The sequence below is a fragment of the Symmachiella macrocystis genome, from assembly GCF_007860075.1.
GTDB lineage: Bacteria > Planctomycetota > Planctomycetia > Planctomycetales > Planctomycetaceae > Symmachiella > Symmachiella macrocystis.
The window spans coordinates 407,152-432,693 of sequence record NZ_SJPP01000001.1; the positions used below are offsets into that span (position 1 = coordinate 407,152).

Here is a 25,542-nt window from a genome sequence, read left to right on the forward strand (position 1 = left end):
CGTGGAACCGATGCTAGGACACACTGCCGCTGCTGTTTGTTCGGTGGGGGTTGACCCGTTGGCTCAGGGATTTCTATGATCGCCGACCATTACAAATCGTTTCAAAACCCACTGACGCGTCCCGCTGAGACTGATCTGCAAGTTTCCGGAACGAGCGCAACCCGGTTTTGAAACTGGCTCTAATTATCCCGTTGAGAACCCCATGTCCGCTGTCCGTACGCGTTTTGCTCCCAGTCCCACCGGTTATATGCATATTGGCGGCATGCGGACTGCCTTATTCAATTGGCTGTGGGCACGGCACAATGGGGGGCAATTCATTCTACGAATCGATGATACCGATCAGCAACGCAATATGGATGCGGCGATCGGGCCGATTCTCCGCGCGTTCCGCTGGTTGGGACTCGATTGGGACGAAGGGGTCGAAGTCGGCGGCCCACACGGTCCTTATTTCCAGTCCCAACGGGGCGACCTCTACCAAGCAGCTGCGGCACGACTGCTGGAACAGGGTTTGGCCTATCGTTGCTATTCCACCCCGGAAGAAATCGCCGCCGATCGCGCCGCTGCAGAGGCGGAGAAGCGGCAGTATGTGCATGTACGGCGGTCGTTGGAATTGACTGATGCACAGCTACAGCAATACCACGAAGAAAACCGGCCCTACGTCGTACGTTTTTTGATGCCCCGCGACGAGGCGATCGTCATCGACGACCTAATCCGTGGCCGCGTGGAGTTCGACCCGAAGCTAATTTCCGATCCGGTGATTATGCGGACCGATCAGACGCCGCTTTATAATTTTGCGACAGTGATTGACGATTCCCACGCAGAAATCTCGCACGTGATCCGCGCCGAAGAGCATCTTTCCAACACCCCGATTCAACTGCGAATTCACGAAGCGCTCGGCCACACCCCGCCGCAATTCGCCCACGTGCCCTATGTCGCTGCTCCAGGGACCAAAGAAAAACTCAGCAAACGCAAACTCGATAAATACCGCAACAATCCTCAGTTCAAACGCCTGTTCGAGCGGGGAGACGTGATCCTGCCGAAAATCGGTCTGGGCGACTCGGCTGGTCTCGACCCGGTGATGGTCGAGTATTACGAACGGATGGGCTATCTGCCCGACGCCATGGTCAACGGCCTCGCGCGGCTGGGGTGGTCGCTGGACGACAAAACGGAAATCATGTCGCGGAAAACAATCGTCGACAACTTCACGTTGGACCGCGTGATCAAATCCCCGGCGGGGTTGGATCCCGACAAATTGCTCAGTTATCAGGCGCACTGGATGGGCGAACTGTCGGACGAGAAAAAGATCGAGGCCTGTTTGCCGTATTTGACCGCTGCCAAGGCTATCGAGGACCCTGCCGACGACGAAACACGAGAATTTGTCGGCCGGTTGATCGCCGCGGTGGCGGACCGATTGAAGGTGTTCAGCGACATTCTGGATTATGAAGAGTTTTTCGTCGCTGACGACGCACTTCAGTACGATGAAAAAGCTTTTGCCAAGCGAATCACCAAGCCCGAGGACGCCGTAAACCTCTTGACAAAATTCCAGCCGATTTTGGAAACTGTGGAGCCGTTTGACGCAGCAAACTTAGAGACGGCGCTGAAGACGTTTGTCGAAGAACAGGACACAAAGATCGGCCGGATCATCCATGCACTGCGGATCGCTGTCACCGGCAAGCCGGCCGGTCCGGGGATGTTTGATTGTTTGGAACTGCTGGGCCGCGAGCGGTGCGTGTCACGGATTACATTGGCGCTGTCTCGCGTTTAATGAAGGGTCCGAAACCGACGGTTTTGGTTATAGAATTCAATGGATAATCCACACGCGAACGGAGACGCCGTTAATGGCTGCCGATAATACTGAAACAGTTTCTGACTTTGTCCGCGAGAAAGTCGCCGAGGATTGTCGCACCGGCAAATTCGACGGCCGCGTCGTCACCCGGTTTCCTCCCGAGCCGAACGGCTATTTGCATATCGGCCACGCCAAATCGATTTGCCTGAACTTTGGTATCGCCCAGGAGTTCCCCGACGGCGTCTGTCACTTGCGTTTGGACGACACCGACCCGGAGAAGGAAAGTGTCGAATTCGTCGAAGCGATCAAATCCGACGTCCGCTGGCTCGGTTTTGATTGGGGCGAGCACGAATACTATGCCTCGAATTACTTTGAGCAACTCTACGAGTTCGCGGTGCAATTGATCAAAGCTGATAAGGCCTACGTCTGCGATTTGAGCGCCGATCAGATGCGGGAATACCGAGGCACGCTGACTGAACCGGGCAAGCCATCGCCGGGCCGCTCGCGGTCGGTGGAAGAAAACCTGGATCTGTTTGAGCGGATGCGAGCGGGCGAATTTCCTGATGGGGCTTATGTGTTGCGGGCGAAAATCGATCTGGCCTCTCCCAACATGAACTTGCGTGACCCGACGATTTATCGCATTCGCCACGTAAATCACTACCGCGCCGGCGACAAGTGGTGTGTCTATCCGCTGTACGACTTTACGCACGGACAATCCGATTCAATCGAACGGATCACACATTCCATCTGCACGTTGGAATTCGAAGACCACCGCCCGCTCTACAATTGGTTTCTCGATGCGCTCGAGATCTACCATCCTGAGCAAACGGAATTCGCCCGTCTGAACCTGACCTTCACCGTGATGAGCAAACGGAAATTGCTCGAATTGGTCGAGGGGGGATTCGTGAATGGCTGGGACGATCCGCGGATGCCGACGGTTGTTGGCTTGCGTCGCCGCGGTTATACACCGGCGGCGCTGCGAGCGTTTTGCAAAAAAATCGGCGTCACCAAATTCGACGGCACGACCGATTTTGCCTTGCTCGAGCACTGTCTGCGCGACGATTTGAATAAGACGTCGCAACGGGTGATGGCGGTGCTCGATCCGCTCAAGGTTGTGATCACCAACTATCCCGAGGGGCAAGTCGAGGAGATGGACGCCGTCAATAACCCCGAAGATGAATCGGCCGGAAGCCGCAAGGTACCGTTTTCGCGCGAGCTGTACATCGAACGGGATGACTTTATGGAAGACCCGCCGAAAAAATTCTTCCGCCTCGCCCCCGGCCGAGAAGTCCGCATGCGGTATGCGTTCTACATCACCTGTGAGGAAGTCATCAAGGACGAAGCGACCGGCGAAATCGTTGAACTTCGCTGCACCTACGATCCCGAAACCCGCGGCGGATCTGCGCCTGACGGACGGAAGGTCAAAGCGACGCTGCATTGGGTCTCGGCCGAAAAAGGCGTGCCGGCGGAAGTTCGGTTGTACGACCATCTGTTTAGCCTCCCCGACCCCAGCGACGTGGAGGAGGGAGTGGATTACAAAACCAACCTCAACCCGAACTCCTTGGAAGTTGCGAGCAAAGCCATCGTCGAGCCCTCGGTCGCCACCTTAGAACCGGGCACCCGCGTGCAGTTCGAACGGCTGGGATATTTTTGCATCGATGCCAAGGACTCAAAACCGGACGCCCTGGTGATTAACCGCACGGTCACGCTGCGGGATGCCTGGGCCAAGATCGCCAAGCAGGGTGGCGGACAGGGAAAGGGCAAAGGTAAAGGCCAGGGTAAGAATAAAGGCAAGAAGTAAGCTTCTGCCTGCACGGCAACTGAGATCCGCAAATTTAAGAATTCGACTTGCTTCGGGGATTGTTGCTGCGCGGGGGGTGCACGGTCTGATGAATTCGATCAAGCAGCATGCGAATCGTTGCCCGCGATTTGAGATCACGGCCGTGTAGAGTCGTGGTCCCGGCTGCGAAATAGGCGGGGCGTCGGGCGGTGGTTGCTTGAGGTCGCACGGTGGTTGCTTGGGTACGGGCTGCTTCGATTTTTCGAGGCGGCTGTTTACCGTAGCGGGAGACAAAGTACTTCAAGATCTTGGCACGAATCTCGAACAGCCATTTCGACCGTGACGGCGCTGCGATCCGTTCGTTCAACTCATCGATCCGTTGTTGCCATTCAGTCAGCAAAGGATGTGGCGAAGTCATGGTTTGAGCTCAGTTCGAATACGATCGGAGTTTTGAGGCCCTCTGAGGGTATTCTATGCCTCAGCACCGCGAAGTGTTAGGGGAATCTTGCTAGGACTAGAGTCAAGACCCGGTTACGCTTGTTCCCAGACTTTGCAGATCAGTGTCAGCCGGACGCATCAGAGGGTTTTGAAACGACTTGTAGTGGCGGCCCATCCAGTTTTTGCGGATTCGACCCTGACTTGTGCGGCAAACGCGTTGTGATCGAATACGAAGGTTTTGCCACACAGTCTAATGCCAGCTGTTTGATTTGTGACTCCTGGTCGGTAGAATCATGGTTGTCTAGCCGATGTTTGGCTATCACTACTGGCAATGAGAGCTTTTCCGTGCACACATAGTGCCGGGAGGGCTTTTTTTATGACCGGGAGGCACTGCGATGGCAAGGCCTCTCCACAAGATAATAGTTCGCAGATTCGTCGGAAATGGTTCAATGAAACGATACGTGCAGCCGACCCCCGAGTTTCCAATCCAAGTGTCTACAAACGAGGCGATACGGCGGCGTATCCGGCGCTACTTCTGGTTAATCGCTGTGGCTGCAACTGTACTCTGCGCAGGAAGCAGCGACTTACCTGCGCAACCTGCGCGGCAGCTGCAGTGTTTTCCGCTGGACTTTTTCTATGATTCCGGCGTGGACGAGGCTGCTGAACTCCGGGCCGCTCTTGAGGAGTTTGCTGCAAAGCGTATGGGTCTCCGCATCTATTTCCGCGACCTGCATGAAAACGAAAAAACGCAAGAAAAAGCTGCGAAGATCGCGAAGTATTTCGGCGTAGCGGAGATGAAGTTGCCGGCCATCTATGGGTTAAATAACCTTCTCGCAGAATTGTCGTCCAAAGAGCAACAACAAAACCGTTTGGAACGAGTCCTGACTCTCACGGCTTATGTGCGGAGCGGTTGTCCCCACTGCATGGCGGCAAAAGAGTTTTTGGGCAAGTATGGTTCCCGCTACCCGGCACTCAAGATTGTCTATCGGGAAGTCGTCTCCGATCAGACGGCACGAGATGAGATGGACTCGGTGATTCGCCGCTACAAGCAACAGGCGGCGAGTCTGCCGGTCGTGCATTATTGCAACAAGCTGACAATCGGGTTTGATCGCGATGAGACCACAGGACGGCAAATCCTAAAGACGTTGGATTACTGGTCCAAGGCTTGTCCAGGACCCCAAAATAGGTCCACAGTCGATCGAGCTGGCCGGAAAGTCTCGGCATCCCGATTTTCATCAACGAGATCGTCGATGGCGGCTTCAGTTGTTTTGTTCGGCTTACTGTTTGCCGATCCTGATCCGCCCGCAACCACATCCTCAGAGACGGATGAAGATCCGGTGGAATTGCCATTACCGGGTGAAGCACCGGTCCCTGCGTCGCAGTCGGATGCTCCTCCGATTCCCTCTTCTGATCTCCCGTCTGTGCCTTCAGGTGATGTGCCGCCTGTGGCAGGTAACGATCTCCCCCTGCCAGGTGACGACGCACCACCGCCGTTTCCTTCCGCAAGTGACGATGCGCCTTTGGATCTACCCATCGAACCGCTCGATGACGATTCAGTGGACCTACCTTTTTTCGGTCGAGTGCGTGCCTCTGAAGTTGGCATGCCTGCCTTTACAATATTCGTCGGTTTGGTCGATGGCTTTAACCCGTGTGCGATGTGGGTCCTACTGTTTTTGCTGTCGGTGTTGGTGCATCTGAAAAGCCGCAGCCGCATGTTCGCTATTGCGGGCGTGTTCGTATTGATCAGCGGGATTGCCTATTTTGCATTCATGGCGGCCTGGCTCAACATATTTATGTTCCTGGGCTATTTGAGGGGGGTGCAGATCGCGCTGGGCGTGCTGGCTATTGTTGTCGGCAGCATTCATGTCAAGGATTTTTTCGCGTTCAAGAAGGGAATCTCGCTCTCGATTCCTGAATCTGCCAAGCCCGGAATCTACGAACGGACGCGTCGGATTGTGACAGCTGAGACTATGTGGGCTGCAATGGCCGGTGCTGTTGTATTGGCGGTGCTCGTCAACATCGTGGAGCTGTTGTGCACCGCCGGACTGCCGGCGCTCTACACCAACGTCCTCATGATGCAGGAATATCCCGCCGCAAAAAACTACGCCTATCTTGCTCTGTACAACGTGGCCTATATGTTCGATGACAGCCTGATGGTCTTGATCGCGGTAATCACCCTGGGACACCGCAAGCTACAAGAGAAAGAAGGGCGATGGTTGAAACTCGTCAGCGGGGCACTGATTCTCGCTCTGGGCGTTGTGATGATCTTCAAGCCGGAATGGCTGGTTTAGCCGGGGCCTGCGCTACGTTACTATTTGGCACGATTTGCAAATTTGGCCGTCAATGGAAGGGTGGCGCCGACGCCGATCTGCCATGACATAAATAGCGGGACGTTCGATATCGGTTCGACCAATCCTGTGTGGAAAAGAATATACATTGCAGCCAATTCACACAGTCCGCCAAGTGCTGCTCCGGCAACACTCATTGCGAATAACAATTGCCATGACCGGAGTTGGGGAATAGTGGCGACAGTCGAAAGTGCAAGGCCGAAGGCACCAGCTCCCCCGGCCAGCGCCCCTTGGACTGCCACTGACCACATCCCAATATTCAATTCCCTCAATGGGAAATTGACAGAGATTATCAAAGCAATGATGTACGACACTGTCGCAGAGGCGACCAAAGTAGCCACTTGACGGAATTGGAGGGGGTGAATTGTGGTATCAATTGCCCAAGCGAGCCAAAAACCGAACAGTGCGCCCGGTGCAAGGGTGCCCAAAAGAGGGATGCTCGCTGCAAAACCGGAAAGAATTCCAGAATATAGGGAAGCGCCAAAAAAGACGATCAACTGGTCTTTCGTAGAGACAGTCATTACCTACTGACCGTATCAGCGGCCGCGCATTAACTGTCGTCTGAAATGAAACGGTGTTTGACGCCCATCTGCGGCTATCCGGCACTATTTTTCGTCCCGAGACTTTTTCTCGGCTTTGGCTAACTCCGCCATGAGCGCTTTCACGTCGGCATTCATTAGCGGCCAAGGCCCGGTTGTCTCGTGCAGGTGGTCGGCGATGCCGCCGTCGGTCTTGACCCAGGCACGTTGCGCCGCGCGGTCGATGTGTAAGGTGTAACGGCACCCGTCTTGCGCCAGGTCCTCGGGGGTCGGAATCGCCAGAATCTCCAGACTATCGGGTGGTGTTTGAGGAATCCCCGCATCGGCGGCAACCGGGGTGTCTAACAGGCGGTGCAGGCAGGCCAACATTGGCAACGATTTGGAAACTGTCTCTTCGAATTGAGCTGTGAGAGAGGTCTGTTCTTGATCCCCCGAGGCACAACCGGCGAGACAGAGCAGCAGCCCTCCAAGCGTGATTCGCAGCATGCGTTCCCCTCCGTAGACGAGCATTGAGCGTAGGGCAGGCTCCTGCCTGCCGTGTTCAGTCTAACGTACATCGATGGCAGGCGGGAGCCTGCCCTACGTGACTGCGTTACTTAGTCGCTCGCGGTAGAGCGAGATATCCGGTTCTTCAAAACAGCAGAATACGATAAATTCAGGAGACTCATGACATTCTAGCCATTTAGTGACCGTGTCGACCGCAATTTCGCAGGCGGCGGCGTTGGGAAATCCATACGTACCAGTGGCGATACAAGGGAAGGCGATGGATCGAATCGCATTCTCTTCCGCCAAACGCAGTGATGATTCGTAAGCAGAGCGAAGCACGTTTGCTTCGCCGAATGAACCGTCCTCGTAAACTGGGCCGACGGTATGAATGATATGTTTCGCGGGCAAGAGATAGCCGCCAGTGAGGCGCGCTTCGCCTTCAGGACAAAGCCCGATGGACCGGCATTCTTCAAATAATCCAGGGCCAGCTGCAGCGTGTACTGCTCCATCGACCCCACCCCCACCAATAAGAGATTCATTCGCAGCGGTGACAACGGCATCAACCTCTAATGCGGTAATATCCCCGACGATGAATTGAACGCGATCGCTAGTCGTCATCGGCTCTTCTCGCTTTGTAGGAATTTTGGTGTACCCTGACGAAGATTGTCTCACATCTTGCATCGGGTTGCAAAGTCGTGAATCCGTAGTGCAGTCGCATAGGGCAGGCTCCTGCCTGCCGTGGTTAGTCTAACGGAAATCGATGGCCGGTGGGAGCTTGCCCTGCGTCACGTAGCTGATGCGCATTCGCCAAATTGCTGGAGCATACGGCAAGCACGATCCAATACACACAACAACGAAACGCACTGGCCCGCAAGAGCCATATCAAAAGATCTCGAAAAAAACTCCGCAAAAAGGGCATTTAGCGAACTCAACTCCCTCGCTGTGTGTGGAATTCAACCTAGCACTGTCGTAATAGTATGTACTCCGTTATAGAATTGAGTATTGTACGCCTCTCAATTGAATTTGGCATTGGGGCGACGCTGGTACTCTGTGCAGAAGTCGCTGCACAGATGGTTTTGAGAAATCCAAACTAACCTGTCGCCAATGGGACTCCGCCAACCTTTTGACGATCATTGCACAACAACGGGAGCGTCATAATGTCCACACCTCAGCGATGTGCGCAAATGTTTTTGGCTGTCCAGCTGGCATGTCTCCTCCTGATTTGTGGTTGCGAAGAAAAAAAATCGAATGAGCTGGATTGGGGTTGGCGCTTGCCCTTGTCGGCTAAACCTCCAGCCAAACCGGCAAAAGGTACGCTTGGCGCAACCGACATTCCCGAATTGTTGAGGCGGTACAAGGAAGCACATCAAGCCAAAGATATTGAGGCGATGCGGGCAATCCACGACTTCTATGTCGCTCCTTGGGAAGACACCGATTCCATTTTTGGAAGCATGGGGCCAGACGAAGGGCTAATACCGAAGCTGTTTGAGTTTGATCTGGAGGAGGTAGAACTCGTAACTCTCGATTTCGGCTCAAAAAACCCGCGACTGGACTATATTCGCAGATTCGTTCCGACCCCAGAGAACAACTTTTCCTTGCTTGGAAACAATTCCGTGATGTTGAACCATCCTTACAAGATCCTGTTGCACGGCCGGCGACCGCAAGAGGCAAATGGTCCGTTAGTGGAACTGGACACAGCCTTTGGCATCAGCGAACGGGAAGGCCGTTATTACTTCTTTTCTATGAGCGTGGTCTTACAATGTGCAACGAACTGGGTCCAAACGGGGCAATCGCCTGATTGTTATCGACCGGTCGATCACAGAGACGTTGGAAAGGAAGAATCTCGTGCAATGCGTAGGAGAATCGAGCATTTGAAGAAATGGGAAACTCCACCAGGTTGGGAATCGATCGTTCAGCCACCTGTGCCTGATCTGCTGGAAAAACGATAGTCACCTATTCTCGTAGAGCGCAGAGGATTTTGCACGCAGTGAATGATACGAATTGCAATTGAGTGATGTTTGCGAATCCCATCAATTCAACCGTTTCTCCTAGGTTGCAAAATACGACCGAATGATGGTAATGCTCATCGAGTCCCTAAAGTCCTCCTCCACGAATAAGTTCGTATTGATGAACCAGTGACGGATTCACGCCACCGTTTCGTGGACGCATTCAACGAACGATTTTTTCCCGTTCAGTCGCTCTACAGAACTGCCAGCCGCGCTCTGCCTACTCTTTCACCCCGCCCCAAAGTTCAAACGGCGTCTTAGCATCGGTTTCAAAGGGCAGGTCGATGCGGCGGCCTTGGCCGGCGCTGGCGTAGGCGGCGTAGAGGACTTCCATGACGGCGCGGCCGTCGTGGCCAGTGATGCATGGCTGCTGGTCGTCGCGGACACAGTGGACGAAGTGCTCCATCTCTTGCGGGAAACCGTAGTTCCAAGCCTCCTCGTAGATTGTATAACTCCAGCCTTTGGTGTCCCCCGCTTTTTCGACAGCGTAGCCGTAACCCTCCTTGGAGTAGGTTTGGATTGATGTGCCTTGCAGAATATCCGCATAGGCGACGCCGCCGGTGCCGTGGACTTCGGCGCGGTCATCCATGCCGCCCAGCTTGGCCCAGGATTCTTCGATGTAAGCGGTCGCGCCTCCTTCGAAGTCGACAATGAGAATGCTCGTGTCGTCGCCGCGGGTTTTGTCGGCGTGCATGTTTAGCTTCAGGTCACAATAGACGCTGGTGATCGGCGGGCGGCCTAAAATCCAGCGGGCAAATTCGATGCCGTGGCAACCCATGTCGAGCATGACCCCACCGCCACTTTTTTCCACGTCCCAAAACCAAGGGGCGTGCGGACCGTCGTGTTTTTCGGATTGCTTGATCAAAAACAGATCGCCCAGCGCTCCTTCGTCGGCCAGTTTTTTGAGTCGCACGTATTTGGGAGTAAAGCAAAGTTCCTCCGCATACATCAACTTCACGCCGGCGATGTGGCAAGCGGCGATCATTTCGTCGCACTCGGCGACATTCATTGCCATCGGTTTTTCGACGACAACATGCTTACCCGCTTGGGCGGCGGCGACGGTAATCTCGCAATGCAGATAATTCGGCACGCCAAGCACGACCATGTCGATGTCGTCGCGTTTGAGCAGTTCACGGTAGTCGGTGGTCCAATGGGGGATGCCGCGTTCCTCGGCGAATTGCCGCACATGCTCTTCGGTCCGCGAAGCAACCGCGCGGACCTCGGCAGCGGCGACGCGCTGCAGCGACTCATAGTGAATACTGGAGATGAACTGCGAACCGATTAGAGCGACGCCGACTTGCGACATAGCGTGAGATCTCCGCGCGGGTGTGAGGGACTTGTGTACTTCGCAGAACGGCGCGAAGTGTTGGGACTAGTAAGCAGCAACAGTGCAACTCACACAAAGTCTAAACGGGTTTTGCGCAGTGATGCAAACTTATTCGTCATCGTTTTCGCCCACCCCGACTAATTGTCATCCCGTTTTTTGTTTTTTCTCTTCTTAGCGAACAACTTTTGGTTGATCTTTTTGACTGGTTCCCCTTCGCGGGCGACGGCAATGGGAACTTTGAGTTCCAGCTTCGTGGGCCGTAGGCAACGTTTGTCATCGCAGGCTTGGTAATGGATACTCAGCAGCAGTTCTTCCTTTTGACCGGCTGCCGCAGCGGGGACTTCCAGTGTGGCGCGTAGGGCCGCGAATTTGGAATACACCGACAGTGGGTTATCGAATCCGGCGACCGCCATTTTTTTACCCTTGGGGTACTGCACCTTGCCGAGTTTGGTCTTGAGTTTGGAATTCATCGTGAATTCCGTTGCCAAAGCAAACTCGTCGCCGGCGGGATTGGCGTTGATGTGCCAACCGCCGTCGATTTTGAGCACGACAATCACCTCACAGGTTTTGCCCGGCGGAAGTTTGTCGACCGACAGGTACGCCTTGCCGGTGACGATTTCCGGCTCCTTCTTTTTCTGTTGCAGTGCTGAGGCCAGTCGAATCTTCGGCGGTGCGGTGGTGACCGCGCTCTGATCTTGTTTGCCGGATTTGCGAGTGCCCAAGTCCGGCTTGTCGAGGTATTCAGCCGCCCCCAAAGCCATGTTGGTCACTCCCAGCGGGGCTTGTTCCAGCAGCGGGGAAAATGTTTGGAGTGCTTGCGCGGCTTTTTCTTGATAGCTTGCGTCCTGAGTCCGTGCGGCGAGCCGCAACAAATTGCGGATGGTGACACTGTTGCCCGACGGACGGGCGGAGTCGAATGTTTGTTTGCTACGGGCCAATAGTTCTTCATGTCCCAGCGAGGTGAAGTAACAGCCTCCCAGCTCTTTGTCCCAGAACAACTCCAACTGTAGATCGGTCAGTCGCTGCGCCACAGCCAGCCATTTTTCCTCACCGGTCGCGGCATGCAAGGCTAACAATCCCTCGACGAAAAATGCGTAGTCATCCGCATAGGCCGCGAATTTGGCCTTGCCGTCCCGATAGGTGTGCAACAGCCCCCCTTGCGGGCCGCGCATGTTGTTGAGGATAAAATCAGCAGCCTTCTCGGCGGATTGGATGTAATCTGGCCGGTTCAGTGCCGCGCCAGCGTTGGCCAAGGCGCGAATCATCAACCCATTCCAATCGACCATCACCTTATCGTCGGTGAGCGGCGTCTTCCGCTTATCGCGCACTGCCAACAACTTCGTGCGCGCGTTTTTTAGATATTGCTCGGCTTCTTCAACGGAGATGCCAAATTCCTCGGCCACCGCAGCTGTGTCGGCCACGCGCCGCAGAACGTGCCGGCCTTCAAGCTCCGGATCGTCGTTGAGTCCATAGGCCATGGCGAACATTTTGGCGTCCGCTTCCGGGAGAACCTCGTTGACTTCCTCGGCCGACCAGAGGTACGACTTGCCTTCGACCGCATCGGATTCGGCATCGATAGCTGAGTAGAATCCCCCCTCGGCTGCGGTCATGTCGCGTTGAATGAAATCAAAGATCCCTTCGGCGACCCGGCGATATTTTTCGTTGCCGGTTTGCTCGAATGCCGCGACATAAATATCGGCAAGCTGCGCGTTGTCGTAGAGCATCTTTTCAAAATGCGGGACGCGCCATAATCGATCCGTGCTGTAACGATGAAACCCACCGCCCAAATGATCCCAGATACCGCCGTCGGCCATGTGATCTAAGGTGTTATTGACCATCGCTGCCGCAGCCTTGTCGTCGTGCGCAGCCGCTTGATATTGCAAGTAGGCGAGTTTTGTCGGCGTGGGAAACTTCGGCTGTTGATCGTTGTCGGCACTGAAACCAAATCCGCCGTATTGCTCGTCATAGTCAGCCGTGATCGCCGCGGAGATGCCGTCGAGTAATTCGCGATCCAACGTGACCTTTTTAAGCAGGGGATTCGGTTTCATCGCACGCTTGAGGTGTGTCGTTAGAAAGTCGGCATTGGCCTGGGCTTGTTTGCGCTGGTCGGTCCAAATCGAAATCACCTTCTCCGTCAACTCGGGAAAACTGATTTTCCCCCCTCTGTTGACGGGTGGAAAATAGGTCCCGCCGACCAGCGGTTTTGTGTCGGGAGTCAGAAACATCGAGAGCGGCCAGCCTCCCGCTTGCGGCGCGCCAAGGGCCTGGTAATAAACACGCAGCGCCGTCATGTACAACTCATCGATATCGGGGCGTTCCTCCCGGTCGACTTTGATATTCACAAAATGTTCGTTCATGTACTTGGCGATTTCCGGATTGGAAAACACCTCACGTTCCATGACGTGACACCAATAACAACTGCTGTAACCGATCGACAGAAAGATCGGCTTGTTTTCCTCTTTCGCCTTCGCCAACGCCTCCGGTCCCCACGGGTACCAATCGACGGGATTGTGGGCATGCAACAACAGATAGGGACTGGTTTCATGGGCCAGGCGGTTTTCATTTTGGGCGTCCGGTTTCTCTTCGGCAGCGGCAGCAATACCCACTCCGCAAGAGACGACCGCGAGGTTAAACGTTAACAACAAAACGCGCGCCCGTAACGACATTGGCAACTTCATCCTGGCATCCTCTGAGTTTATTTTCTGACCGCACTAACGGCGGCTGAGCGTGACTGACAATTTGGGTATTGGAGATCCTAAGAGCGTGTATTCAAAATATATTTTTGCAATCGCCTCTCAGCGTCACGGGAGTGCGAAGCTGTTGCTGAGCCGTATCAAGGCGTTTCGTGTAGGGAAAGGTCGAAATTCCCATGGCCGAAGCCAGCGCTAGGTTACACCGCGGCCCGGCAGGAGCCTCGCCCTTCCAAGTTGAAGACACGCTACTCAAGTGACTACGAACTTGGCGGCATTATAACAGGCTAAATTCGCCACGTCCGTATCATTTCTCACTTTTTATTTGCCGAGTCAGCGGCCGGGGGAAGCCGGGCTGTCAACCTAGCAAATTGTGCGAAGCTTTGACGACAGGTGAATTGAGAGCGCAGGGCGACCTTCGTCCGCAAACAAGCGTGTCAGTTATTCTCTTCGCCACAGATAGAATACAGTTTATCGGGCGCGACAGTTGAAAATCCAAGCCAAATGCTTGCGATCGCATTGTGCGATCTGTGCCGGACAATGCGCCTTCGTGATTTCCAACCCCCGGCAATCGCGTCCGCGTGCACAAGTTATTCCTGAGCGGCGTTGTCGACTCCGCTTAGGCAGCGCGTTTGAGGTCGCTATCTGGACGGTCGTTGCGAGCGACGTCCTCGGCAGTTTGCTTGCGGATCCGTTGTGAATACACCGTATTTACAAAGTCCGGGAAGGCGGAAAACGGGCCGGGCTGGCGATTCCAGGCTGAGGCGATGCGATTGAAGAACTGCATCTCGTATTCGGCGACGATCAGATCCTGCACCGTGTGGATTGCATCAAAATCCTCTTTTTCCCACGGCCCGGGGCAGAGTTCATAGATCGGGTCGGTGCTCGGTCGTCCTCGATCGGGAACATCGCAAATGATGGCCAATTCGGACGACGGATTCAGTTTTGTGGGAAACGCTCGACATGCGGCGGGCCGACTGGAGTAGATACCGCAGCTGGCTGTTCCCAAGGGATGCTCTTTGGTCACGGGCGATTCTTCCAGGAACATGCATTTCCCGGTGCCGGGCCATGTTTGACTTTCGCCGCGGATCAGGCACATCACAAACGGCATTTCCGGTTCATCTTCAAAATGAAAATGCGGAGCGTACTTTTGGGCGATTTCCCCGTCGGGATCCTCCCAACGGCAGACGAAGTCCCAAAAGGAGAGTCCCAAATCGGACGTAATCCGAATGATGTCTGCGCCGGAAATCGGCACGGCATATGAGCGACAACAGCCGGCATGGCACGAGTCACACATACTCATGGATGGCCCTTTCGGATTCTTGGCAAGCGCCTCGGCAAGTGAGGTGGACACTAGAAAATCGAGCCACCCTTCAAACGTTGTTATCGAAATAATCGATACCATCGGTTGAGTCGAAGTTGATGATTCGACAACTATTGAGAGGAGCAGTGCGGCGATCTGGAGACAGCCACAGGAGGCGCGGGCGCTATCTTAAAACCTGTGAGCCTCACACCTCTGCGAGGACGCTTTTGACAGCGGCGGCGAGACGCTGCATCCCCAGGTCGATCCCGGCTGCATCCTGCACGCCGTAACTGAGCCGCATCTGATGGTTGGGTCGCTCGGCGCGCTCGCCGGCAAAGGAAAACTCGCCCGGCACGTACATCACGCCGTGGGTTTGCACCGCCTCGCGGAACAGTTGGCCATCGAGCGAAGTATCGGACGACTCGGGTAAGGTCATCCAGACATACAACCCGCCATAGGGATGCACCCAGCTCACCCCGGGAATGTTGCCGAAATAAGTTTCCGCAGCCTTCAACATGGCGTCGCGTTTTGCCGTGTACATCTCCCGTAGGCTTGCCACGTGCGAGTCATAGAGGCCCATGCGGAACACCTGCGATAGCAGATGTTGATTGAAATTCGCCGAACCGAAATCTTCATTGCCTTTGCGATCACAAATGGGACGTTCTAATTCGGCCGGCACAACGCCGAAGCCAATTCGCAATCCAGGCGCAAAAGTCTTAGAGAATGTCTTCGCCAATATCACCGTTTGACGGTCGGTATCAAAACTCCAAATGCTCGGCAATTCCGGGCCGTCATACCGCAATTCCCGATAAGCGGCATCCTCCAAAATGTAAATCCGCTGCGACTTCGACCATCGTTGGGCAATCGCGACCGCCTCAGCGCGCCGCTGTGCGGACAAGCTGATGCCGCTGGGATTCTCGTAGTAACTGACCAAGTAGATCAATTTCACACGATCCAGATCCCCGGCAGCTTCGATTTCCTCGAGTTTCGCTGCGAGCGCATCCATCCGCATGCCATCCTCGTCGGTCGCCACGGGGATGATCCGCGCACCCAGTCCGTTGAGCGTTCCTAAATACACAAAGTACGTCGGAGCAGCCACCAGGACGATGTCATCGGGATCGAGCAGGATTTCTCCCACGATCGACAACAATTGCTGCGAGCCGGTTGTCAGGATCACCTGATTGACATCAACGCCCAACGCGTCAACGTCGACATGCTCCAATCGCGCGAGATGCCCAAGCAATTGCCCGCGCAACTCGGCGTTGCCATGCGTCGTGCCGTATTGCAAAGCGCGTTTGGCAAGATGGTCGTCCGCCAGCATCTCTTGCAGCGCGGCTTGAACTTCGCTGGCGGGCAAACTACCTTGATCCACCAATCCCGCCGCTAGCGAAATACAGTCGGGATTGGCAACCCCCTGCTGCATCAAAAAGCTAATCGGCTGATCGCCCCCCCAATGCCGGCGCAAACTGAGCCGCGACGGGGGAGGTGCGTTGGTGTTTTCTTGTTGGGTGCTCATCGAAAATAGGTCGCTCAACGGTTCATTAACTAGCGTAGCCCTGAACTTCCATTGTACGGAGAGGGCGTGCTACGGCAAACCGCGAATATTGGCAGACTACGACAGAGGAGGCCGTTGAGGCTCAAAGGTTCGCCTGTTTATTCACTGAGCGACCGCATGGGGTTATTGCGTTTGATGGTTTCAAATTTGGCGATCTGTCCCCCTTCAAGAATGGATTGCTCAATCGATTTCTCGAGTTTTAGATAGGCGGCGGCGCGGGGATTCGTCTCTTGAGTTGAAGACTCAACCGCAGTGAGCGCCGCGGCCTGGACCTGCTCAACTTGCTCGTCGGTGAGCTGCAGTTCTTCGGCGATATCGAAAAACATGTCAGCGACTTGGTGCGCTTGCCACTGTGTTTGCGACTCCGGTGGCAGCACGAGTAGCAATTCCTGCTTGCGTTGTTTGATCAGTTCCGTGATCTCTTTCCGGAGTGGGCGGGCTGCTGCAGTGGCCGATTTGACGCCGGCTAAGTCGCGCTCCTTGACAGCTTGTTTGATTTTCGCCTCACGTTTGATCAATTCGTCGCCCTTGTTCGTCCACCACGTTTCGATTTCCTGGCCTGTCGATTCAAAAGCAGCCCGCAATTTCTCAGCGTCCTCCTTGCCAAGCGCCAATGCCGTTTTCATTTCTTGAAATTCAGCTTCCCAGTCCCAAGAGCCTTTGTCGGGTACCTGGTCCTGTCCTGCAACCTCCGCCTCCTCAGGCGGGGACGTCGATTCAGTTTCGGTGCAGGAGACCAGCGTTACGACTAGCAGCATGACAATGAGAAATCGGGGCATCGGTGAATCGTTTCCTTTTGTGAGATTTGAGCGGGATGTGATCCAGCAACCATCAGCGGCGCTCTAAGAATCCTCGGCCCGGAACCACTTGCGTGTGGTTGGCAACTCGTGTTCCTGTAGACGCTCTAACAGTTCCGTGGGGCTGTTTGCCACGACCAAAAGTTTGCGGTGATCGGGTCGCATAAACGACTCAGCAATCGCGTGTTCGACCAGACCAATCAAGCCGTCGAAATAGCCGGAGGTGTTGAGAATCCCGATGTTTTTTCGATGGATGCCCAACTGAGCCCAGGTGATGATTTCCAGGAGTTCTTCCAAAGTGCCGTAACCGCCCGGCAGGGCGACGAAGGCGTTGGAGAGTTGTTCCATTTTGGCCTTCCGCGCGTGCATGCTATCCACGCGATGCATGACGGTGACGCCAGTGTGCAGCAGTTCTTTGGTTGCCAGTTGCTCGGGGATAACACCGACGACCTCTCCGCCGGCGGCCAAGACCGCATCAGCGATGATCCCCATCAAGCCGACCTGCCCTCCGCCATAGACCAGGGAATGTCCTTGTTCGACGAAGAGTCGCCCCAATTCGGCCGCTTGTTGATGATATTCTGGGCGACTACCTGTTTGGGAGCCGCAAAACACGCAAATTCGCATAGCTGGGAATACTGATTCTGTTGAAGGGTCAGAGAATGACGAAACCTGGCTCAATTGGCGAGCTGGCGGTCGGTTGGGAAATTGGAATGGTTGATTGTTTGGCCATGATTGCGAAAAATCTAGTCCGCTGAAGGGAAATCCGCCACGGCAACAGGATTTTGGCGGTCGCTGGCCTAGACGAATTGTGTTGAACTCGTCAAGCTAAGTGATTCACCCGAAGTCAGCCGAGGCAGTGCGGTTTCGGGAGACAGAGTTGGCAGTCCGTTCCTTCCAAAGATAGTCGAGTCATCAATGTTCACCGGGCTGATCGAAGGCCAAGGTGTTGTGCGGGAAATTCGTCAGGAGGACGCGGGTGTGCGCCTGGAGATTCAGGTTCCCACCGAATTTGCCGGCGAAGGAAAACTGGGCGACAGCATCGCGATTAATGGGTGTTGTTTGACAGTCATCGACCTACGGGACGAGGTCTGGAGTTTTCAAGCGGGGCCCGAGACCCTGGCAAAAACCACGCTGGGCCAACTTACGGTTGGAAGTCACGTCAACTTGGAACGCTCACTCCCGGCTGACGGACGATTGGGCGGGCACTTCGTCCAAGGACATGTCGATGGCGTCGGCCAAGTCGCAAACATCGAATCCGATGGCGAATGGATCACCATTTGGTTCTCCGCGCCGTCGGCTTTGACCTATCAAATGGTCTCCAAAGGCTCGATCACCGTCGAAGGCGTGAGCCTCACGCTCGTCGAAGTCGAAACCGACCGATTTAGCGTCGCCCTGATTCCGCACACATTAGAGGTGACAACGCTCGGCGAAAAACAAGTCGGCGATAGCGTGAACCTCGAAACAGATATCATTGGAAAATACATGGATAAAATGTTGGGTGCGACCCGTTAACCTCGCTGCCACTTTCCCTCAAGCCTGAAACCTCAAGCCTCAAGCCTCCCCAGAATGTCCGAAGCCGAGCGGCAAACGCAAACACATTTGCGAGATCTCTTTGATTCACGCGGGATCAGTCCGCGCAAAATTCTTGGTCAAAACTTTTTGATCGATTTGAATTTGGTGGAATACATCGTCGAACAGGCGCGCTTGACGCCCGACGATTTGGTTCTGGAAATTGGTTCCGGCACAGGCAGCATGACAGCAATGCTGGCAGCCGAAGCGGGGGAGGTGATATCGGTCGAAGTCGACCCGGTGATGCACAAATTGGCCAGCGAAGCGGTCATGATGTTCGATAATGTAACGTTGCTCAACTGCGACGCGCTGAAGAACAAAAACACTTTCGCACCGGAAGTCTTGGCAGCGATTGCGGAGAAACTAGAAGAGCGACCGGGGCGCAAACTGAAGCTTGTCGCCAATTTGCCCTATGTGATTGCCACGCCGGTGGTCTCGAATCTGGTCAAGACCGAACTCCCCTGGTCAGCGATTATCGTTACGATACAGTGGGAATTGGGGCAACGCATGGGGGCACGGGTTGGATCGTCACACTACGGCGCGTTGTCAGTCTGGCTGCAAGCCCAGGCACGGGTGAAGACGCTCAAACGGTTGCGGCCGTCTGTATTTTGGCCGCGTCCCAAGGTGACCTCCGCCATTGTGCGACTGCTGCCCGATGCGAAGTTGAAAAAGCGGATTTTGGATCGCGATTTCTTTCAAGATTTCGTCCGCCGGCTCTTTCATCATCGTCGCAAATTGCTGCGGAGCGTGTTGGTGGGAATGTACCGTAAACAATTCAGCAAACCAGACATCGACTCCATTCTGGCCCCGTTCCAATTCAAGGAGACGGCGCGGGCGGAAGAGTTGGACGTCAAAACCTTGGTGGACTTAGCCGCCGCATTTCGCGCCGCATTAGATGTGCCGGCACGAATCGCAGCGGACCCCACATAAACGAAGACTATAAAAACCTGTATCCCACCCCGGTCCCGCTCGAAACGAGCCTCGACCAACGACATCGATGGAATTGTCGCGATCGGGGGAGGGATAATTTTTTATCAGGAGAGCGTCATGAAATTTAGCGAACGATTGGCTTACCGGGGCATTACTTTTGACGATGTGCTGCTGGAGCCGGCCTATAGCGAGGTGATGCCATCAGAGGTTGATGTCAGTACCTGGCTGACGCAAAATATTCCCTTGCATCTGCCCGTGATCAGTAGCCCGATGGATACGGTCACGGAAAGCGAGATGGCGATTGCCTTGGCTCAAGAAGGGGGCATTGGCATCGTACACAAAAACTTGCCCATCGACCGCCAAGCGCTCGAAGTCGACCTCGTCAAGCGGAGCGAGCATGGCGTGATCGTCGATCCGGTCACGTTGCCCCCCTCAGCGACGGTGGGGGAAGCTTGTGAGATCATGGATTCGCGGAATATCGGCGGAGTACCGATTACGGAAAACGGAACTTTACGCGGCATCTTAACACGCCGCGATTTGCGGTTTCTTGAGTCGGAAGCGACGCGGATCTCGGAGGTTATGACCAAAGACAACTTGGTCACCGCGGGAGAAAACACCGACTTGGAGGAAGCGCAGCGGATTTTAAGAGAAAATAAAGTCGAGAAACTCTTGCTGGTTGACGAAAATTATCAACTGAGAGGGTTAATAACGATTAAGGACATTGACAAGAATTTGCGGTTTCCACTGGCGTCCAAAGATTTGCGAGGACGCCTGCGTGTGGGGGCCGCCGTCGGTGTCCACGATTTCGAGCGCGTTGAAGCTTTGATCAACAAAGGTGTCGACGTGCTCGTGGTTGATAGCGCGCACGGTCATTCCAAGAACGTTTTGGAGACCGTACGGGAAATCAAACGGCGTTGGGAAATTGATGTAATTGCGGGAAATATCGCCACCAAAGAAGGCGCCCGTGATTTGATTGACGCTGGAGTGGACGCGGTGAAGGTGGGGATCGGCCCCGGTAGCATTTGCACGACGAGAATGATTTCGGGCGTCGGTGTACCGCAGATTACCGCGGTAGCCAGCGCGACGGAGGCTGCACAAGACGCCGGAATTCCGGTGATCGCCGATGGAGGAATTCGATACAGCGGAGATATTGCCAAGGCAATCGCCGCCGGAGCGCACACCGTCATGCTGGGCGGTTTGCTGGCCGGTTTGGCGGAGAGTCCCGGAGAACAGGTCCTGTTTCAAGGCCGCAGTTTTAAACGGTACCGGGGAATGGGATCGTTGGGGGCGATGGTCAAAGGCAGTAGCGAACGTTACCGCCAAAGCCTGTCGAACGACGGTGCAAAGACGGACAAAAAGTTAGTACCTGAAGGAGTTGAAGGCCGAGTCCCTTACAAAGGGCCTCTGCATGATTTTCTCTATCAATTGATTGGGGGCCTGCGTGCTGGCATGGGTTATTGCGGCACGCGGTCAATCTCCGAGTTGCGGAGAGACGCGCGATTCATACAGATTTCCGCGGCGACGGTGAGGGAGAACCATCCGCATGACATTAGTATCACACAAGAAGCACCAAACTACACGGTGGAGCACGCTCCGGTGGATGCCGGCTAAATGCGCCGCCATAACCGCCTCGTGCATCCTACTTGTCGCCGCTACGGCCAGCGGGACTCAGGGCCAGGAACAGTCGCAGCGCAGTGCAGCGCCCGCGAATACAGGCCAACGGCAATATCTATCGCCGTTGGACCGGCTAAAAAATCGTTCGCCCCAGCAACGCTGGGAGAGCCTCAACAACGCAGCGGACGATGCGACGCTGATCAATCCGCAGCAGCGGCCTTTCGCCGCAAAACCTGATGCGGGTGAGGATGCGGCGATTGGAGTGTTTGAAACACCGCGACGCCAACCGTCTCCCAATGCCGATCAGTTCCTCAATGCAGGCCACGAACAACCGGTACTGCCTGCGGAGCGCTCCGATTTAATCGACACCGACGGAGCAGACGACGAGATGCTACGCGACTTCCCCGCCTCTGAATTAGTCGAACAGGATGCTGCGACGTTCTCACAAGCTCCGGCCAAAGCAGACGACTCGATTTACCAGGAAATTGAAGAAGAATTCCCACGTATCCGCATCAATACGACCGCGGCTCCTGAAGTTGAGCAATATGCACCGGTCGAGAATTACTCACCGGGCAATGAATACTTGTCCGTCGAACAGCCCGCAACTGAGCCAACCGATTCGACCTACGCCGAACCGGCACGCGTCGCTCAAGTTCCGAACTTCGACGACCGTCCTGAAGACCAACCACTGGGGGAATTGATTAGCAGTCCCCAAGACCTCAAACCGCTATCGGGAATTCAGCCGTACTTCGACTACGAGCCGGACCAGCGAGTTTTGGAAACCGATCCCTACCGCAACGTCTTCCCACGTCCAGATGGTATCGTCGAGAGCGAACAAGGCAAACAGTTTCCCGAAGTGGTCGACTTAGGGGATGAGTTGTATCAACACCGCAATTTGGCGCACGTCGACTATCAATGGATGGCCACCGACTTTTGGCATTATCCGTTGTATTTCGAGGATGTGAGCTTGGAGCGTTACGGCCATACTCACAATGCTTTGCTCCAACCCTTTGTCTCCTTTGGGACATTCGGCCTGCAGTTCTTCGGATTGCCCTACCAGATGTCAATCAATCCGATGTGCGAGGAGCAATACGCTCTGGGCTGGTACCGTCCCGGTACATGTGCCCCGTACTTGTACTATCAAGTGCCGTGGAATACCGATGCCGCCGTCCGCACAGGCGCCTTTTATACGGGCATGATCTACGCCTTCCCGTAGGTCCGGCTTTCGCGCTTGAATCATAAAATTTGGAAAAGAATCACCCCCGTCGCGGTACCGCGACGGGGGTGTTTTTGTGTATATCTAGTGTATAACTCTAGTGTAGCTCTAAAGAGGCAACCGTCGCAGATTCACACGCACGTTGACCAACCCGTTGACATGCGCCGGTTCACCGAGTGTGCCTCATCGAATATTTTCGATGCGGTTTTTTGTTTTTTGCGGCAATGCGCCGCCTGAAAACTCGTTTCTACAAATATGCGGCGTTTTTTGGGTTTCAGGGAGACGAAAACAAAATGACAGACATCAGTTTCACTACCGGGATAAGTCGGCCCACGTCGCAAAAACATCGGGAACAGCTAGTCGCTTTGACCGCTCTCGCGACCAATGGCCGCGTATTCCGTGCCGGTTTGTGTGCCATGTTCGTCGTGCTGACGGGACAATTATCAACGGTCAACGGGGCCGACACGGTTACGATAAAAAGTACCAACAAGACCGTCAGCGGCGATGTTTCTGAAATCACCCGAGATTCGGTGTCGGTGAAATCGCTCTCGCGAACGGTCAAAATTCCGGCCAACGACGTGGCTGCAATCAAATGGTCGAAGGAACCGGCGAAACTCAATATCGCGCGCGGCGATGAACGCCGCGGACGATTTGCCGAAGCGTTGGAAGACTACGAGGAAATTCAAGGTTCGATCAATTCCCCGTCGGCAGAGTTAAAGACCGACCTAGAATTCGGCATCGCGAACTGCACGGCGGAATTGGCACTGCAATCCGAGGGGGACGATGCCGATGCGGTCGCTCAACTCGAAGCATTTCTCAAGGCGTACCCGCAAAGCTACCATTACTACAAAAGCCTCGAGCTCTTGGGCCGGTTGTACACTCAACAACAAGCTTGGGACAATGCGGAACGCAGTTATCAGGAGCTAGCAAAATCCTCGCTGCCCGAATACCAGATGACAGCCAAAATCGGCGAAGGGCGTATTCTGCTATCGCAGGGTGGTGATGACACAGCAGCTGCCAAGGCGGCATTCGATGCTGTAATCAAAATGGATGTATCGTCCCCCAGTGAAAAAAACAAGCAGTTTGAAGCGAAGTTGGGACTGGCCCGCTGCCTGGTTCGCGAACAGAAATATGCCGAATCGCTAGAAATTCTAGACCAAGTTGTTTCCGATACGAACATTACCGATGAAGAGGTTCTGGCCAACGCCTACATTCAACAAGGCAAATGCCACATGGCGGCCGATCAAAACAAATTAGCCGTCTTGTCGTTTTTGCACGTCGATACGCTCTTGTTTCAAGCCCAAGGGCCGCATGCCGAAGCACTGTACTATTTAACGCGATTGTGGCCGAAAGTCGGTAAAACAAAGCGGGGGGAAGATGCCCGCATGAAGCTGGAAACAAAATTTCCGGAGAGCCGGTGGGTCAAGCAATTGAACGACAACTGAGGTTTGAAAACACCTTTGCTGGATTTTGAGTCACCATCAGGTTTACAATGTAAGTCACCAAGTCTTCGCCGTTTCTGCGGTTCGCAAAATCACAAATTCAGAAATTTGCTCTACGCAATGACGTCCGGCAATTGGCCGGATCATAAGGGGAACAGAACATGTTGAACCGCTTTGGTATGCCGGGTGGACGGATTCGCTTTTGGTCATGGTTGGTAATTTCCGGCATTTTGCTTGGTTTTGCGGCCGCCGACCTACCGGGTATCGGCCCCGCCTCGGTACACGCCCAGGCGGATCCCGCAGCCGCCAACGATAACGCAGAGCCTGCCGCCGCTCCCGCTCCCGCCGCCGCAGAGCCGCCCGCAGCTGAAGCAGCGACCCCCGCCAAGAAATCAGGCGATCGCAGCTTACTGTTTTGGATGATTGAAGCTTCGGGAGTCTTTGGTCTGATCTTGTTATTGCTCTCATTCGTCATGGTGGCGTTGTCCGTGATGAATGCACTGCAGATCCGCCGTGACATTTTCATCCCCCCCGCCTTCGTCGAAACGTTCGAACAGCAGATCGCGAAAAAGGACTATCAAACGGCTTATGACACAGCACGCAACGACGACTCCTATCTCGCACGGGTGATGACAGCCGGATTGGGTAAAATCAGCCGGGGACAAAAAGAGGCCATGGAAGGCATGCAAGAGGCCGGCGAACAAGAGGCGATGGAAATCGAACACAAGCTCAGCTTTTTGGCGTTAATCGGTTCAATCGCTCCCATGTTCGGACTGATGGGAACGGTGTACGGTATGATCGCCTCCTTTCGCGTGATCGCCAACAGCGAAACCAGTCCCAAACCGGCGCAACTAGCCGAAGGGATTTCGACGGCGTTGTTCACCACACTCGAAGGGTTGATTGTGGCAATCCCCGCCATGGTGGCTTATCTGGTACTTCGCAACCGCTTGGCACGGTTGTCAAGCGAAGTCGGCATGGTGAGCGAAAGTTTGATCACCCAGTTGACCCCTTCGCGAAAATCATCGGGCGGGTCCTCACAAGCGTCCAAGGAGTAGTGGATCACGAGTGGTTTGTTGCGATTGACCGCACGGTGATCGCGTTTCCACACGAGCGACAAGTGAATTCGAGAACACCGCATGCGATTCCATAAACACGATCCCTTTTTGTCTGAAGCCGACATGACGCCGATGATCGACGTCGTGTTTCAGTTGATCGCGTTTTTTATGGTGATCATCAACTTCGAAGCGACTCAGGCGGACGAGCGGGTCAAACTCCCCAGTAGCGACTTAGCACGACCGACTAAAGTCAAGCCCGACCAGGAGTTGGTGCTCAATATCGGTTTCGTACGGGATGAGGATGGGAATCCGCTCGATCCCGAACCGTTTGTCTTCTATGCCGGTGACGAAAAAATTCGCATCTCGGACATGGCGGCAAAATTAAATCTCGAAGCGGAGTTCTTTCAACGGAAAAACAAGGTCGCCAACGACAGCATCAAAACAACAGTGATCATCCGTGCCGACGCCGAAGTCCCCACGGGGATGATTCAAGAATTGATTAAATTGTGTCGCGAAGCCAAGTTCGAAAAATTTCACCTCAAGGCCAAGTCGGAAGAGCCTTGACGAAACTCAGCCTCCCACAAAGTCGGTCGCTAGGTCATCGCGCTGTGCTCCCCAACGGAGGCGGCGCACCGCGGTTTTGCAACGATTGGTCGAACGG

At 54.7% G+C, this 25,542-nt stretch carries 21 protein-coding genes; 11 read left to right on the top strand and 10 right to left on the bottom strand.

Translation table 11 applies throughout. The features are described from left to right. The first annotated feature begins 202 nt into the window (after positions 1-202). Together gltX and CA54_RS01600 are read left to right on the top strand one after the other, a co-directional pair. Positions 203-1,765 (top strand): glutamate--tRNA ligase, encoded by a 1,563-nt coding sequence (gltX, locus tag CA54_RS01595; protein WP_146369128.1) that lies wholly within the window; start codon positions 203-205, stop codon positions 1,763-1,765. A 73-nt stretch (positions 1,766-1,838) separates the two neighbouring features. Beyond that, entirely contained in the window at positions 1,839-3,587 is a 1,749-nt protein-coding gene (locus tag CA54_RS01600; RefSeq protein ID WP_146369129.1) for a glutamine--tRNA ligase/YqeY domain fusion protein, read from the top strand. A gap of 34 nt (positions 3,588-3,621) precedes the next feature. Here the strand turns inward: CA54_RS01600 and CA54_RS01605 are convergent, their stop codons facing one another. Then, the gene (locus CA54_RS01605; protein WP_146369130.1) at positions 3,622-3,984 is read right to left on the bottom strand and encodes a hypothetical protein; all 363 of its coding nucleotides are present in this window, start codon (positions 3,982-3,984) and stop codon (positions 3,622-3,624) included. 469 nt (positions 3,985-4,453) lie between these two features. Between CA54_RS01605 and CA54_RS01610 the strand changes: the two genes are divergently transcribed. Then, on the top strand, positions 4,454-6,295 hold the full coding sequence (locus tag CA54_RS01610) for a glutaredoxin family protein (RefSeq protein ID WP_197532121.1): 1,842 nt from the start codon (positions 4,454-4,456) through the stop codon (positions 6,293-6,295). A 20-nt stretch (positions 6,296-6,315) separates the two neighbouring features. Here CA54_RS01610 and CA54_RS01615 read toward each other — a convergent pair whose 3' ends face one another. The 3 genes from CA54_RS01615 to CA54_RS01625 form a co-directional block, all read right to left on the bottom strand. Next, entirely contained in the window at positions 6,316-6,873 is a 558-nt protein-coding gene (locus tag CA54_RS01615; RefSeq protein ID WP_146369132.1) for a hypothetical protein, read from the bottom strand. An 84-nt stretch (positions 6,874-6,957) separates the two neighbouring features. Then, on the bottom strand, positions 6,958-7,377 hold the full coding sequence (locus tag CA54_RS01620; RefSeq protein WP_146369133.1) for a hypothetical protein: 420 nt from the start codon (positions 7,375-7,377) through the stop codon (positions 6,958-6,960). A 93-nt stretch (positions 7,378-7,470) separates the two neighbouring features. Further along, a complete protein-coding gene (locus tag CA54_RS01625; protein WP_146369134.1) occupies positions 7,471-7,995 on the bottom strand; it encodes a macro domain-containing protein in 525 nt (174 codons plus the stop codon). A 566-nt stretch (positions 7,996-8,561) separates the two neighbouring features. Here CA54_RS01625 and CA54_RS01630 point away from each other — a divergent pair. Continuing rightward, on the top strand, positions 8,562-9,326 hold the full coding sequence (locus tag CA54_RS01630) for a hypothetical protein (protein WP_146369135.1): 765 nt from the start codon (positions 8,562-8,564) through the stop codon (positions 9,324-9,326). A 277-nt stretch (positions 9,327-9,603) separates the two neighbouring features. Here the strand turns inward: CA54_RS01630 and CA54_RS01635 are convergent, their stop codons facing one another. The 6 genes from CA54_RS01635 to CA54_RS01660 form a co-directional block, all read right to left on the bottom strand. Then, positions 9,604-10,689 carry a Gfo/Idh/MocA family protein gene (locus CA54_RS01635; RefSeq protein WP_146369136.1) on the bottom strand — a complete coding sequence of 362 codons (1,086 nt, stop codon included), beginning with the start codon at positions 10,687-10,689 and terminating at the stop codon, positions 9,604-9,606. A gap of 158 nt (positions 10,690-10,847) precedes the next feature. Further along, on the bottom strand, positions 10,848-13,388 hold the full coding sequence (locus CA54_RS01640) for a thioredoxin domain-containing protein (protein WP_146369137.1): 2,541 nt from the start codon (positions 13,386-13,388) through the stop codon (positions 10,848-10,850). Positions 13,389-14,019: 631 nt separating this feature from the next. After that, a complete protein-coding gene (locus CA54_RS01645) occupies positions 14,020-14,703 on the bottom strand; it encodes a YkgJ family cysteine cluster protein (protein ID WP_146369138.1) in 684 nt (227 codons plus the stop codon). A 205-nt stretch (positions 14,704-14,908) separates the two neighbouring features. Next, on the bottom strand, positions 14,909-16,219 hold the full coding sequence (locus tag CA54_RS01650; protein WP_146369139.1) for an aminotransferase-like domain-containing protein: 1,311 nt from the start codon (positions 16,217-16,219) through the stop codon (positions 14,909-14,911). Between the two features lie 137 nt (positions 16,220-16,356). Then, positions 16,357-17,037, bottom strand: coding sequence for a hypothetical protein (locus tag CA54_RS01655; protein ID WP_146369140.1), 681 nt, complete (start codon positions 17,035-17,037; stop codon positions 16,357-16,359). 63 nt (positions 17,038-17,100) lie between these two features. Beyond that, positions 17,101-17,667, bottom strand: coding sequence for an LOG family protein (locus CA54_RS01660; protein ID WP_231962929.1), 567 nt, complete (start codon positions 17,665-17,667; stop codon positions 17,101-17,103). Positions 17,668-17,970: 303 nt separating this feature from the next. Here CA54_RS01660 and CA54_RS01665 point away from each other — a divergent pair, with 303 nt between their 5' ends. From CA54_RS01665 to CA54_RS01695, 7 genes are all read left to right on the top strand, one after another. Continuing rightward, entirely contained in the window at positions 17,971-18,567 is a 597-nt protein-coding gene (locus CA54_RS01665; protein WP_146369142.1) for a riboflavin synthase, read from the top strand. Between the two features lie 54 nt (positions 18,568-18,621). After that, positions 18,622-19,554 (top strand): 16S rRNA (adenine(1518)-N(6)/adenine(1519)-N(6))-dimethyltransferase RsmA, encoded by a 933-nt coding sequence (rsmA, locus tag CA54_RS01670; RefSeq protein WP_146369143.1) that lies wholly within the window; start codon positions 18,622-18,624, stop codon positions 19,552-19,554. 117 nt (positions 19,555-19,671) lie between these two features. Beyond that, positions 19,672-21,165 (top strand): IMP dehydrogenase, encoded by a 1,494-nt coding sequence (gene guaB / locus CA54_RS01675; protein ID WP_146369144.1) that lies wholly within the window; start codon positions 19,672-19,674, stop codon positions 21,163-21,165. After that, the gene (locus CA54_RS01680) at positions 21,155-22,384 is read left to right on the top strand and encodes a hypothetical protein (RefSeq protein ID WP_146369145.1); all 1,230 of its coding nucleotides are present in this window, start codon (positions 21,155-21,157) and stop codon (positions 22,382-22,384) included. The genes guaB and CA54_RS01680 overlap by 11 nt, the downstream gene beginning before the upstream one ends. Before the next feature lie 293 nt (positions 22,385-22,677). Beyond that, positions 22,678-23,829 (top strand): tetratricopeptide repeat protein, encoded by a 1,152-nt coding sequence (locus CA54_RS01685; RefSeq protein ID WP_197532122.1) that lies wholly within the window; start codon positions 22,678-22,680, stop codon positions 23,827-23,829. A 158-nt stretch (positions 23,830-23,987) separates the two neighbouring features. Beyond that, on the top strand, positions 23,988-24,881 hold the full coding sequence (locus CA54_RS01690) for a MotA/TolQ/ExbB proton channel family protein (protein WP_197532123.1): 894 nt from the start codon (positions 23,988-23,990) through the stop codon (positions 24,879-24,881). A gap of 81 nt (positions 24,882-24,962) precedes the next feature. Beyond that, positions 24,963-25,445: an ExbD/TolR family protein gene (locus tag CA54_RS01695; protein ID WP_146369147.1), complete on the top strand. Its 483-nt coding sequence runs from the start codon at positions 24,963-24,965 to the stop codon at positions 25,443-25,445. Positions 25,446-25,542 lie beyond the last annotated feature (97 nt).